This is a genomic window from Pontibacter akesuensis (assembly GCF_001611675.1).
Classification (GTDB): Bacteria; Bacteroidota; Bacteroidia; order Cytophagales; family Hymenobacteraceae; genus Pontibacter; species Pontibacter akesuensis.
This window is the reverse complement of the sequence record NZ_CP014766.1, coordinates 3,939,336-3,953,439: the sequence shown is the minus strand read 5'-3', so window position 1 is coordinate 3,953,439 and position 14,104 is coordinate 3,939,336. Positions and strand designations below refer to the sequence as shown.

The following is a 14,104-nucleotide window of genomic DNA, read 5'->3' as shown; positions in this document are numbered from 1 at the left end:
ACACGCGTGCATGCGGAACGAACCCCTACCCATATACCAAATACAGGACTTTAAGGCGCTGGCCCAGAAAGAGCAGTATTTTTACGTTAGCTCGTTAGCAGACCACCTGCAGGAGCATCAGTTTACCCGGGAGCCACACCGCCACAACTTCTATATTATGCTGTTTGTAACCCAAGGCTCCGGTACGCACACCATCGATTTCACTGTATACGATGTAAAGCCGGATACTGTGTTCTTCATGACCCCGGGCCAGGTGCACAGTTGGGAGCTGTCGGCTGATGCGGATGGCTGTGTAATTTTCTTTACGCAGGAATTTTACGCCAACGAGTATCCGCACCGCATGCTCTTTGACTTTCCTTATTTTAATGCTTTACGAAACAAACCCATACTTACTTTGTCGCAGGAAGATAAAACTGCGCTGATGCCTGTGCTGCACATGCTGGAACAGGAATTCAGGGAGGCGAAGTTGATGCGCGACGTAATGCTTAGCAGGTATTTGGACGTGCTTCTGATCAGTCTGACACGAGTTTTTCACTTGCAGGAGGCGGCATCGGAAGTACCGGGAAAAGACAGGATGCTCCTCCAAAACTTGGAAAGGCTGATAGACCTGCATTACAAGGAGCACGCTCCCGTCAGCTTTTATGCCGATTGCCTGCACGTGACGGCAAAGCACCTGAACGAAGTATGTAAAGCCTCTCTGGGCAGAACCACCAATGAACTGATCCAGTACCGTACCTTGCTGGAGGCAAAACGGCTCCTGGTGCACGTCGACCTGACGAGTTCCCAGATCGCGTCGGCACTAGGGTACTTCGACAACACCTACTTCTTTCGCTTCTTTAAAAAGCACACCGGCCAGACACCAGAGCAATTCCGGGCCGCAAACAAGCAGAGCTATGCCAAATAATTTTTTGCAGATTGCTTAAGAAGTTAAAGAGGTTGAAAATTCTCACGAAGAACCTATACAGCAGCAGCCACCCTACTTTGACTAGAGCTGCTGCAAATGATTATACTTCTGATCAACCTATTTAAACATAACCATTATACTTGTGTCTGGCACCCACCGAAACATCAGTTCCGCCTCCGATGCAAGTTTAATGCTTTCAGGTAGAATCTCTTTACTTAAAGCGTCTATCAATTCGTCTGTCTTAACTACGGTGGCGAATTCACCCATAAGGCTTGCCAGGGCGGTGTCATGAATCATCCCTGCCGGGAATAACTGCCCGGCCACACCTCTCTTGCAAAAGGCTGCCGTTGCATCAGAGACAATGTAGGTGTCGTACCCGTAATTACCGGCCATTCTCGTTGTCGTGGAAACGCAATGGTCCGTTGTCAGCCCAATTATAATAACTTTCGTGATGTGATTCTCGTCGAGCTGCTGCTTAAGGTTAGTACCTATAAAGGCACTGTTTACACTCTTTTTTATGATAACTTCACCTTCCTTTGGTTTCACAACGTCCTTAAACTCATTGCCTATACTTCCTTCGGCGTGTAAGCCCTTGGGGTTTGCCGAGCAATGCTGTATATGGAAAATGGGAAAGTTGCGGTCTCTCCAAAAGTTGAGCAGCCTACCCGAATTGTCCTCTGCCTCCAAATTATTTCGTTGTCCTCCCCAATAATTGATGTCATCGAAGGCTTTTTGAATATCGATAAGAATCAAGGCAGGCTTGTCTTGTGTTGAGATTTCCATGTAGGTGTCTTTTTAGGTTTTTACAACCTGATGACGGCAAGGCAGCTCAAAAGACGCAGGTTTTTGCTAATATTTTTAATTCCTGATGGATTGGCTTCATCATATCGCGTACTAATTCAACAATCAAATTTGTACCATCCCTAACTAGGGTTTACTTGCTACTATTTACTAGCAGAACCCCTAGAGTTTATACTTGGTATAGAGGCATTAAACATATCTCCTATAAAAACAGGGACTTCACTACAAGCAACACCTCCCCTTGTTAGAGAAACTGGCAGAAAACAAATAAAGTCCAGTGCAAGTTCTCCCATCCCTACAAGCATTTCTTAGTGCCAGTATACCCATAACGTCTAACTTCTGCCCTTCCCATACCTCCTTTGAAGTTTTAAATTCTATGAAAATAAAATATTGAAGAAGCAGAACATCAACTTTACAACATTACTGTGTCTCTTAAAGACACGTATGAGAGAGAGGCTTGTAGCATGTTCTGGCTGTTACAGGAATACGCTCACGCGCAACTGATAAAGGAATGAAAGAGGATCAGAAGTCAAAGCCGGCTGCAAAAAAGATATATGCAAAAACAGCGCTTACGAAGCTGCTGAAGCAACTTGAGAAGCTGCAGCAGGAAGCAGTAGCGCAAGAGAAAAAGTTTGTCTCACAGCTGGAACAGGTGCACCCGAAGCACCTCGAAAGCAGCAAAAATCTGCTGCATTACCTGGCCCTGCGCAAGCATGACATACGCGAGCTACAGGTCGAGCTTTCGCGTCTGGGCCTGTCCTCGCTCGGGAGGTCGGAGAGCCATGTGCTGGCCAACTTAACGGCTGTGCGCAACCAGCTGCAGCTGCTATTGGGCCACGTAAGCGAATCAATGCCCGTTCTGGAGCCTTTCCCTTCTTCCCGTTTTCACTTAGACGCGAATATCAAAGCACTGCTCGGCGCTCCTTCCCCCGGCCGTGCCGGGCGAATCATGGTAACCTTTGCAAAAGAAATGGCCGACCACTACAAGCAGGTGCGTGATTTAGTGGCCGCTGGCATGAACTGTGCCCGCATCAATTGCGCCCACGACGACGAAAAAGTGTGGGAGAAAATGGTGCGGCACATCAAAAAGGCCGAGAAGGAAACAGGCCGGCAGTGTACCATCCTGTTTGATTTGATGGGACCCAAACTCCGCACAGGTGCTTTGAAACCGGGGCCAAAGGTAATGGGCATTCATCCCTTAATCGATGAACTGGGCAATATATTGATGCCGGCGAAAGTATGGCTGGCGCCTAAAGGCAAGCCGGCACCGGAACCTGTTGATGTAGCACTCACTGTCTCACCGGAATGGGTTAACTTGCTTACCGAAGGAAGCGACATCCGGTTTGTGGATACCCGGCGCAGGAAGCGAAAGTTTACCGTTGTCCAGAAAAACAAACAGGGCGCTTTGGTGCATCTTTACAAATCGGCTTACCTGGGCTCAGGCACTGAGCTGCGCGTCATGGATGAGTCGGGCGAGGCGGTTGCAGAAAAGCTGGGGGCGATGCCCGCCATGGTAACTCCGCTCATATTGAAGGCTGGGCAGGAGTTGCTACTGCATCGCCAGGATATTCCGGGTGAACCTGCCAAACTCGACCAGGATGGAAATGTATTGAAACCAGCCCATATCTCCTGCACCCTGCCGGAAGTTTTTTCGCGGGTAAAGGTGGGGGAGCCAATCTTGTTTGATGATGGCGAAATAGAAGGCGAAATAACTGAGGTTACACCAGATGTGATCAGAGTTAAAATAACCGGCGCGGATGAAAGCGGCAGCAAACTTAGGCCTGACAAGGGCATAAACCTGCCTGAGAGCGACCTGGAGCTCTTTACTTTGACCGAGAAAGACAGGAATGACTTAGCCTTTGTAGTGCAGCATGCCGATGTCGTTAACCTGTCTTTTGTCAGCCACCTGGAGATGGTGGAGGAATTGCAGCAGGCCCTGCAGCAGCACAATTCCTCGCATGTGGGAATCATGCTGAAGATAGAAACGAAGGCCGCATTCGCGAACCTCCCGCAACTGCTGCTCACGCTCATGCGCAACCATCCCGTCGGCATTATGATCGCGCGGGGTGACCTGGCTGTTGAGTTGGGCTGGCAACGGCTGGCCGAGGTACAGGAGGAAATTTTATGGATTGCAGAGGCGGCACACCTGCCGGTTGTGTGGGCAACGCAGGTGCTGGAGAAACTCACCAAGAAAGGACGCCCCTCCCGCGCCGAAATCACCGATGCGGCCATGGCCCAGCGCGCAGACTGCGTAATGCTGAACAAAGGCACTTACATCCTAAAATCCATTGCCCTGCTGGATGATATCATGAAGCGGATGCAGCAACACCAGTACAAGAAAACAGCCCTTCTCCGCATGCTCCATGTTTCGGAAGCAGAAGGAACAGGTAAAGGCTGATGCTTCAATCCTACATCAGCCCTTGGCAACAAGTATAAAAGCTGCGCTTTATAATGCTCTTTTGCACTAAGCCATCACCAGGCAAGCTTTTTTGTACTTTTCTCACCCAAATCACAAGCACCCCACCTGTTCATCAAGTTAATAATCGCTATATACTGCTTATAAATTAGTAAAATAAAATACCAACTATACCCAAACCCCAGCGTATTACTACTTATAAAATTTAATTTTATTGCTATCAATCCAAGCTAGCCAGCCCCTTAAAAAGGCTGTTGCATGAAACAAACTTAACTTTAAAAGACAAAACTATGTCACACACAGTAGTAGGAGTTTTTGATACCTCCAGAGAAGCACAGACAGCCTTACAGCAATTAGTGAGCGGTGGCTTCCAGAGAGAACGAATAGATATCGCCCCTCAGACAACCTCCGGACAAGACAGCCATGAGGACAACGACAGCATCGGAAATTTTTTCAGAAACTTGTTCGGAAGCGATGAGCGCACAGAACGCCATTCCAGTTATGCCCGCAATGGCGCCATCGTAACGGTACACGCCAATTCAGCACAGGAAGCAGAACGCGCAGCCGATATTCTTGATGAGTATGGCGCTGTTAACTTAGATGAGCGCGCTTCTACAGGCTACGCCGCTGGTGCCGCTGGCACAGCCGCAACAGATACCACCAGAAGAGATACCACTACCAATGATACCACTATCCCGATAATAGAAGAGGAAATGCACGTAGGCAAGCGTACCGTGGAAACAGGTGGTGTGCGCGTGCGCAGCCGCATTGTGGAGCGTCCCATTGAAGAGCACCTGCGCTTACGCGAGGAGCATGTGCATGTGGAGCGCAACCCGGTTAATCGCCCAGCATCAGAGCGGGATTTGAATGCCTTTAAAGAGGGAGAGGTGGAAATGACCGAGCATGCCGAAGTTCCAATTGTTGACAAAGAAGCCCGCGTGGTGGAGGAAATAAATATTGGCAAGGATGTGGAAGAACATGTAGAGGACATACACGGCACCGTTCGCAAAACGAATGTTGACGTTGAGAACCTAAGTGAAGAGGAACTGAGACGTCACCGATCAGAAGGTGACCGCTCGCGTATCCTTTAACCTTAAACTTAATCCCATAGAAAAAGCGCTGGCTCTAATAGAGTCAGCGCTTTTCTTTTTAAGTCCTTTGTCTCTATTCTTGCCCAAACGCGAGCTTGGCTATAAAACATTTATACTTGATACTTCATCAGCATTGGAGCAAAGTAAGAAGTTTATGTCTTAGCGGTTTTTGTCTAGCGTAACGCCGATTATGAGTAGCGCGGCGGCCAGAAGTGCCAGTTGCGGGAGAAGGCCGCCAGGTAGCGCAGGAACTCTGCTTTTAAGCTTAACAACGTTTTTAGCCCCTTTTATTGACTTGGTGTTGGCCTCATCTATGTCAAACTTTACTTTGTCCTTCAAAGCAAACATTTCAACCCTGTCCTCAAACCAGAAAATTCGGTCGGTGTTTCCTTTTGGTGGCACCTTAATGAAGACTATGTTTCCGCTCTGCTCGGGATTTCCAGCGGCGCTATAGGCATATTGTTGGTCTAATCCTGAGTCAAACGACTGCAGTTGCTGAGAATCTCCAACAAAGCCCATGGGTTTAATGGCTATAACTGTTCCTTGTGGCATGGCTATGAGTTTTAGGTTTTTAAATCTTTACACAAAAGGAAATAAGTCAGCAGTTACCTATGATATCAGCATGCAAGCCGTCCTTCTCCTCTCTTATATTACCTACAGTAACCTCGTCCCCTCTTTTCTTGGAACAACAGGGCTGCTGCCTTGACCCTCTTGGAATGACAAACTTTGCTACTTTACCATTATGTTCATGATTCGTTTCTTCGATTCTAACTGTTCCATAACAACCGGCACGAACCTGATCTTCTTCTGCCGCACCTGCCCCATCTCGCACCAAATTATCTGCTGTTGCAGCACTTTCTATTTCTGCACCTGCTGCATTTTCGGCAGATGTATCGCTCGTAGCGAGTTCCTGTACTTCTTCATCTGCCTGTACACTCTTTTTAGATGGCGTGATGGCAATTACTACTCCTCGTGGCATGGCTTCTTCGCTTAATTGGTTTAGAGATTGATTATCAGACATTACCGCCTGTTCACTAAATTAAAAGTACTAATTAATATCTAAATAACTACAAAGCGTATATATAAATAAGTATTATTTTTTCATGATATATTACAATGTTTAGATATCTATTTATTACCATATCCATTCTGATAGGTAGTTGTAGGTTAATGGCGCAAATCGGAGATGCTCACATCCAGTCTTTCCCACCCGCTGCTTACCAGAGCGACTCCTATATCTCCAGTCCGCAGAATTGGGCGGTGATACAGGACGACAGAGGCGTGATCTATGTGAGCAACACGAGTGGTGTGCTGGAGTATGATGGCATATCCTGGCGGTTGGTGCATGGAACTGCAAACACAGGGCGTTTTCAACTTGCGAAGAACAGCGACGGCAGGATCTTTTTAGGAAGTAACAGCGACTTCGGATACCTGGCGCCCGACTCGGTTGGCAGGATGCAGTTTATATCCCTGATGCATCACCTGAAGCACAAGTACCCAGAGCTAAAGATCGGCAAAATTGCCACCCTGGGGCAGGAGGTGTATTTCAGCACTCAAAACAATGTTTTCCGCTGGTCTGGAAAGAAATTTAACGTGTGGCACAGTAAGGCAGGCTTCGGCCGTATTTACCAGAGCGAGAACAAACTGTACGCTATCGATAAAGAAAAAGGCCTTTCCGTGCTGGAGCGCAATCGGTTCCAGCCTGTCCTGGGAGGAAAAAGCCTGAAAGACCTGAATGTTGTTTCCCTGCTCCCACTCCCTGATACAGAAGCCTCAAAGCCGCACTTTCTGGTGGTGACGTATGATGAAGGTCTGTTCTCTTTCAAAGACCAAAAACTGGAGGAATTTGTAACTGAGCCGTCAGAGGTACTGAGCCAGGAGTTTTTTATGCATGCCACACCGCTTGTAGACGGAACTATCGCGCTGGCTACCATTACCGGAGGCGTGGTAATTCTGGACCAAAAGGGGAAGATAAAAAAGTCAATAACAAAGGAAAACGGCTTAAACGACAATGCTGCTTTGCATTTATACGTGGATATGGAGGGCGCTTTGTGGGCTGCCCTAAACAAAGGCATTAGCCGTATTGACTATCCCTCCCCCCTCACCTATCTGAGCGAACCGATGGGCCTCGATGGCATTGCCCTGTCTATTTTAAAGCAGGAGAACCGCCTGTATGTAGGCACATCCTCAGGCCTGTACTTTATTGATGAGAGCACGTACATGCCGGAATTCCAGAAGCACCCTCATTTGCAGGCTGAAGTATGGAAACTGCTGCAACGGGGAGACACACTACTGGTCGTCAGTTCCCCTGGGGTGTATGTGTTGGAGAATACGGTTCTAAAACAGATTTCACCGCAAACTGAGGGCGTTACTTATAAAACAATACAGCAGTCGGCCTTCGACCAAAACAAATATTATGTTGGTTCCTCTGATGGGTTGGCTGTGGTAACACACCGCAAGGGCAAATGGAAGTGGGAAGGTGAGATAACAGCCGTTAATCATGACGTGATCTGGCTGGCAACAGATAAAACAGGAACGCTCTGGGCCTCCTGCAACGACAATATTTCCGCTATCGACGACTCCAAGGCACATGGGCTGCAACCACCGGTTCGCAACTTCAAGCCATCTGCTGAGCTGGCAAACGAACTGCGCAGCTTTCAGGTGTACAGCATCCAGGGAAATATCTATTTTGGAACTAGCAAGGGCATTTACAGTCTGCAGAAACAAGGCGACAGTTACCAACTCAAACCTGATGCATCCCTTGGGGTAAAATTCGCTGATGGATCACGGGAGGCGATTAACCTTTCAGAAGGCAACAACGGTGACATCTGGTTAACCTCCGAGTTCAGGACCGGGCAGTTGGTTAAGCTGCAAAACAGCACCTATGTGTGGGATACCACCCCCTTAAGCCGCATTCCACGGGTGGATGTATGGACAATATACACTGACCCTCAGGGAATCGTATGGCTTGGCACAACCGAAGGCATTATCAGGTATAATCCGCTTATTCCTAAAGACTACAAAGATAAGCACCTCACCTTACTTCGCAAAGTAAAGCTCTCGGGCGATTCCACCGTATTTTACGGCGCTTTTTCCGAGAATGGACAGGTGTCTTTAAAACAGTCTCCCCGCTTTAAATTCACGCTGCCGCACGCCATCAGCTCCATCAGCTTTGAGTATGCGGCCACCTCCTACGACGCCCCCGGGCAGTTGATGTACAGCTATATGCTGGAAGGGCAAGACCAAAACTGGTCGCATTGGACGACCGAAACAAAAAAAGAGTATACCGGCCTTGATGAAGGCGACTATGTATTCAGGGTGAAATCCAGGAATATCTACGGCATCCAAAGCCAGGAAGCCACGTTCAGCTTTGCCTCGCTTCCGCCGTTCTACCGTACCTGGTGGGCTTACCTTTTCTACGTGCTGCTGTGGGGCAGCATTATCTGGGGCGTCTTCAAGGCAAAGCACCGCAACCTGATCGCCTCCAAAAGAAGGCTTGAGAAACTCGTGCAAAAGCGCACCGTGCAATTGCAGACGGAGAAGAAAAAGTCGGACGACCTGCTCTTGAACATTTTGCCCGTGGAGATTGCCGATGAACTGAAGCTGAAAGGACGTGCGGAGGCGCGTAGCTATGAGGCCGCCACCGTGCTTTTCACTGATTTCAAAGACTTCACCAAGATCAGCGAAAACTTGACGCCGGAGGAATTGGTGGCAGTTATCGATTTCTATTTTTGCGCCTTTGACAAAATTATTGCGAAGTACAACATTGAAAAAATCAAGACGATAGGCGACTCCTACATGTGCGCAGGCGGCATTCCGAACCCGGACGCCAACACACCCGCTGATGTGGTAAAGGCCGGGCTTGAGATACTGGCCTTCGTGAAAAGCCTGAACCCGGATAATTATGCAAAGAAGCATAAGTTTGAGATAAGGATAGGCATTCACACGGGTCCGGTGGTGGCGGGTATTGTGGGAACGCAAAAGTTTGCCTACGATATTTGGGGGGACACCGTAAATACCGCAGCCTGCATGGAATCCAGTTGCAAAGAGGGGGAAATAAATATATCGGGTGCCACTTACGAAATCATCAAAGATGAATTTGTATGCTACTACAGAGGTAAGATAGATGCCAAAAACAAAGGAGCAATCGATATGTACTTTGTGGAGGAGATGATTTCCAAAGAGGTTTATGCCTGAAACATGATTGTTCTGCGAGAGCAAGAGCCCGCAGGTGCTGCCATGTGTTTATTTATACTTCCCACACATTGGATTGCTCTAATTTATACTTGCAGCATTGCTTTGCTACATCACAGTTAAGGCGCATGCCTTTGCAAATAAAGAAAAAAGAACGGCGGCCAGGTTTATACTTGAAGGCAACGTGCACGAGCACAACACCAAATATGTCCTTGATCAAAAGAACCTGTTAACACGCGTCAATTCGTTTCGGTACTGCGTCAGGAGGCTGCTTTTTGAAATAAACCCTTTAAACCTGCCCCGGTGCACTACAGGCAGCGACCACAGTTTACTTTCATCGAACTTGTCCAGGACATCAGCCGCGGGCTCGTCTATGTCTACCGTTACCTGAGGTGGTTGCATCAGGTCGCGGGCCAGCACCGTATCATAATTAGAAACATCCCCTAACTGCTTCCGCAGATCGCTCAATGAAATAACGCCAACCAGCATGCCCTCTTTGTCCAGCACCTGCAGTACATCTCGGTTAGAGTTGGCAAATGTTTCCACAATACTCCTAAACGACGCATCTTCCCGCACAGGCGTATGGTCGTCCTCCACCAGTAGCCGTATGTCCAGCTCGTTTAACAGGATTCTGTCCACGCGCATTGCCTTACTCTGCCCCTGCGGTTGCACCACGCTCTTGCTTAGGTTCTCGATGTAGTATTTCAGGAAGTATGATACGGAGCAAACCAACATCAGCGGTACAAACAGCTGGTAGCTCTGCGTGATCTCCGCTACCAGGAATATTGCCGTTACCGGGGCATTCATGATACAGGCAAACACACTGGCCATTCCCAGGAAGATGTAGGTGGATGGGTTGAGTTCGTAAAAAGGCATTGCCAGCACCGCCACTTTATAGAACAAAAACCCCAACAGACCACCTGTGATAATGGAAGGGGCAAAATAACCCCCCTCTCCGCCCGAGTTCACGCAGATGCCGGTGGCAAGGGGCTTCACCATGGTGATCAAAAAGAAGAAAAGAAAGTTGAACCAGATGGTGTTCGGGAACACAGACAACGGCGAATTGGCAATGAGGGAGCGCTCTTCTGAGTTGAGCAAGGCATTTATACTTACGTAGCCCTCCCCATACATAGGAGGCAGCAGGTAAATGATACTACCCAGGGCAACGCCTCCGACTATAGCCCGCAGATAGGCATTCTTAATCCGGCCAAAGTAAGTGGCACAGTAGCTGTAGGTGCGCAACAGGTAGCTCGACATCAGCATCCCCAGTACCCCAAGCAGGATTACGAGTGGTATCTGCTCGTAGGCAAAATCAGTGAGCGGCACCTCGAAGCGCAGGTGCTCTCCCATAATAAATTCGAACAGGATTTTACCGGCCGCCGCCGCCACCAGCAGCGGAATAAGCAACGTGGGCGTAAATTCCGGAAGTATGGTTTCGAGGGCAAATATAAACCCACCCATCGGGGCATTGTAGACAGCGGATATGCCGGCAGCCACACCGCAACCGATCAGGAGCGTGCGCAGCCGGTAGCCCAGCCCTAACACACGCCCCACATTAGAGCCCACCGCCGCCCCACTCGAGATAATGGCCGCCTCCACCCCGGAGCTTCCCCCAAAGCCAATGGTCAGGCCCGTGGTAACAAACTTGGAGTATATAAGCCTGAACTTGATGATGGAGCTGTTTTTTTCGATGGCCTGGATAACGTTGCGCGCACCGTTGAAATGAGCGGTCTGGCTAAAGACATTTCGGTTCAGGAAGGTAACCAGCAGAAACCCGATGAGGGGCAACAGGAAGTTCAGCAGGTTTGGCGCGAAATATACCGCGTACTGCTCAATGTAAAAAATGATTGTTTTGATAAGTATGGCCGCCACTCCCACAATTAAACCCACCACCACGCTAAGCACAAAGGGCATAATGCGGTTGTTGCTTTGCCTCCTGCGCCACCTGAAAAAGCCCAGCTGAAAACGGTTCAATTTATGTTTCATGAAGATGGTTCTGCCAATTGGCCTAAGCTACAAAATTAACGGCTACTGCAAAACAGCAGGTTATCTTTTGAGCCGCAGCCTTTAGCTACGTAAATAGTTGCTGTAGGCTGCGGCCAGCTAACCCTTACCCATCTAAATAAAGCGATACATCAGGCGAAACAGCGGTGCAGGTTCAGGAAAACAGCTGCAGAAAGAAGCTAGACTGGTGTTCTCTACAAATCGGAAGAGCCTGCAAGTCTCTAAAGGTGTGCAAACAGGCGGGGTTTGCTTGTATACTGATGCGGCACGACACAGCTCATTTGCAGCTTCTCCTATTCAGACAACTATGGCACCGGTTGTTCTGTAAATATCCTGGCTTACTTTCTGCAGAAACACCAGCTGCTCCTGCAGCAGAGACCGTTCCTGGCCTGTTTGAGGTTCGGCATTCAGTTGTGGAAGAGCCGCTTCGGCCACGGCTGGGCTTTCCTCGATCTGCCGAAGGCTCCGCTGCAGCAGGTCCACTGCCTGGTTTACCGCCTCCTGCAGGTGCCCGGCCGTAGCGGTTTGCTGTCGGCCCGCCTGCAGCAGCGAGGCCACAGACGCAATGTTTGAGGAAAGAATATGATTGAGCACCAGGAAATTGTAAATGGCTTCTACGTTTCGCTGTTTGCTCTTTGGCTCTGATATCATCCGCTGAAAAGCAGCCGATAAGTTGGCAGCACTGACGTACACCTCTTTCCGGGCCAGTTTATACTCTATGGAGGCCACATCTTTTCCCGCCAGGGTTAGGGAGAGCCGTTGCAGGTATGCGATGTTCGCTTTTAGAATAGCACGCAGCAACAGGCTTAGTTTAGCTGATTCCCAGTTCGGGAATAGCAGGTAACTGGCAGCAAACGCAACAGCTGAACCGATCAACGTGTCGATAATCCGCTCCTGGGCAATGTTTGTGCCTGCACCTCCCAGAAAGCTAAAAACAATCAGCACAAACGGTGTCATGAAAATTACACTCACAATATAATTCAGACGGATCAGGCTAAAAGTTCCAACCATTGCTATTATCAGGATCATAAAACGCAGTACCTCGTCCTGCACCAGTGCCAGCACCACCACCCCTACCAGCCCACCAATAATGGTACCCAACAGGCGCTGGAAATTGCGTTGCTTTGTCAGGCTGAAAGCAGGCTTTAGTATAACCAGAATGGTGAGCAACACCCAATAACTGTGGCTGCCCTCTATCACCGTTTGCATGAGCATGAAGCCAACAAAGCATGCCAGCGCCACACGTAGGGAATACTTAAAAATAGATGACTGCCAGGTAAGGTTGTTTACTAATTTGCTGGCGCTGTATTCCTCGTGCGAGACAAAGCGCGCGTAATCCTCTTCCTGTCCCAAACCAGCGCTTTCGCCTGTTGAAGGTCCGAAATAGTGGCGGATGTGCGCATACTTCTCAAGAATGCGCTCCATGTTTACCAGTATTCCCTGTAGCACGGGCGATTGCGCTGCCAGGGCTGCTTCAGGAGTTTGCTGCACCCGTTCCCGCAGATTTGCCAGCTCGGTTTCCAGCGCATGCGTTGGCTTGTAAGGGGCAATGGACTGTACGGCCCATCCCATTTCGTTCAGTTCCTCAGCCATATGGCGGATCAGGAGGCCAATGTGGTCAAGCAGCCCTAATTTGCTCAGCGTGTCGCGCAGGGCATTGTAGTCGTTCTGCATCACGGAAATCTGTTCGTACAGGTCCACCACATCCACAAAGGCCAGCACCAGCCGCCGGCTCTGGTCGGTGGCTTCTTTTACCAATTGCCTGCTCCGAAGCAGCAACTCACGCACCGCGTCCTGCTTTTCGCTGACCACCACCTGCTGCTGCACGATTTTACGGTAATTAGTATCAGGATCAGTGGAGAGGCTATAAAAAGCCGCCCTCAGCTTCAGAAAGGCCGCTGTTTCGCGAATACATTCGCCCAACGCGTGCTGCGCCGGCCGGTAAGGCAAGAGGCGCAAAAACAGCATGCTTAGCAAAAAGTACCACAACCCGCCGGCAGCCACCAGAAAAGCAAAGCCCCAGACATTTTCAGGGTGCAGGCCCATAACCAGGATCATGGCCAGCAAAGCCCCGGAGCCGATCAGTGCCGCACGGTTGCCGTACACGGTCAGCATCGAGAAGAGAAAGGAAAAAACAAGAATCTCAGCACCCATTGCCAGGCTGCTCAGGCGGGCGAAGCCTGTAGTAAGGGCCACTAACCAAACGGTGAGAATGCATACAAGCATTCCATTTCGTTTGTGCGTGGCAGGACCGGGCGCATCGGAAAGGCTAACCAGCAAAGCACCCATGGCTAGCGGAATGCCTGCCTGCAGATGACCCAGCAGCGAGAGAAGTAGTGTCGGAAGTAGGAGGGCAAAAGTAACCCGCACCCCGTCCGCAAAATACTCGCTGAAAAAGAAGCGTCTAAAAGTCCACACCTGGGTCGGCATCTGTGTTGTTGCTGTGTCTGATGGAAGCGGTTTTGGCGGTGCGCGCGATCAAGTATACGCTGCACTCCTGCAAATCCGGATTTTGCCAAAGGTAACGATTGATGGCAATGTAAGTCTCCGGAAATCCTTAAGCAAGTATAAATAACCCGTTTCCCAGCGAATTTTTAACTTTGCCTGAACAAGCCCTGCCGCTTGCGAAAGGTCAGCAGCGTCAGGGTGCTATACTTGTACCTTAACATTTTAGCCCGTTTTGGGGTTACACCC

Annotated in this window: 9 protein-coding genes; 4 read left to right on the top strand and 5 right to left on the bottom strand. The window is 49.3% G+C overall.

Translation table 11 applies throughout. The features are described 5' to 3' along the window. Positions 1-10 precede the first annotated feature (10 nt). A complete protein-coding gene (locus tag A0W33_RS16680; protein ID WP_068839229.1) occupies positions 11-904 on the top strand; it encodes a helix-turn-helix domain-containing protein in 894 nt (297 codons plus the stop codon). 117 nt (positions 905-1,021) lie between these two features. Here A0W33_RS16680 and A0W33_RS16675 read toward each other — a convergent pair whose 3' ends face one another. After that, complete coding sequence (locus A0W33_RS16675) at positions 1,022-1,687, bottom strand: cysteine hydrolase family protein (protein WP_068839228.1); 666 nt, start codon at positions 1,685-1,687, stop codon at positions 1,022-1,024. 529 nt (positions 1,688-2,216) lie between these two features. On the opposite strand from A0W33_RS16675, the gene A0W33_RS16670 reads away from it, so the two are divergent. Both A0W33_RS16670 and A0W33_RS16665 read left to right on the top strand, forming a co-directional pair. Continuing rightward, complete coding sequence (locus tag A0W33_RS16670; RefSeq protein ID WP_068839227.1) at positions 2,217-4,103, top strand: pyruvate kinase; 1,887 nt, start codon at positions 2,217-2,219, stop codon at positions 4,101-4,103. A 308-nt stretch (positions 4,104-4,411) separates the two neighbouring features. Continuing rightward, entirely contained in the window at positions 4,412-5,212 is an 801-nt protein-coding gene (locus A0W33_RS16665; protein ID WP_068839226.1) for a YsnF/AvaK domain-containing protein, read from the top strand. 159 nt (positions 5,213-5,371) lie between these two features. Here the strand turns inward: A0W33_RS16665 and A0W33_RS16660 are convergent, their stop codons facing one another. Together A0W33_RS16660 and A0W33_RS16655 are read right to left on the bottom strand one after the other, a co-directional pair. Next, complete coding sequence (locus tag A0W33_RS16660) at positions 5,372-5,764, bottom strand: hypothetical protein (protein WP_068839225.1); 393 nt, start codon at positions 5,762-5,764, stop codon at positions 5,372-5,374. Positions 5,765-5,810: 46 nt separating this feature from the next. After that, entirely contained in the window at positions 5,811-6,233 is a 423-nt protein-coding gene (locus A0W33_RS16655; RefSeq protein ID WP_068839224.1) for a hypothetical protein, read from the bottom strand. 149 nt (positions 6,234-6,382) lie between these two features. Between A0W33_RS16655 and A0W33_RS16650 the strand changes: the two genes are divergently transcribed. Then, positions 6,383-9,409: an adenylate/guanylate cyclase domain-containing protein gene (locus A0W33_RS16650; protein WP_068839223.1), complete on the top strand. Its 3,027-nt coding sequence runs from the start codon at positions 6,383-6,385 to the stop codon at positions 9,407-9,409. Positions 9,410-9,622: 213 nt separating this feature from the next. Here the strand turns inward: A0W33_RS16650 and A0W33_RS16645 are convergent, their stop codons facing one another. Then, positions 9,623-11,392, bottom strand: a complete 1,770-nt coding sequence (locus A0W33_RS16645) for a chloride channel protein (RefSeq protein WP_068839222.1) — start codon at positions 11,390-11,392, stop codon at positions 9,623-9,625. 315 nt (positions 11,393-11,707) lie between these two features. Continuing rightward, the gene (locus A0W33_RS16640) at positions 11,708-13,840 is read right to left on the bottom strand and encodes an FUSC family protein (RefSeq protein ID WP_068839221.1); all 2,133 of its coding nucleotides are present in this window, start codon (positions 13,838-13,840) and stop codon (positions 11,708-11,710) included. Between the last annotated feature and the right edge of the window lie 264 nt (positions 13,841-14,104).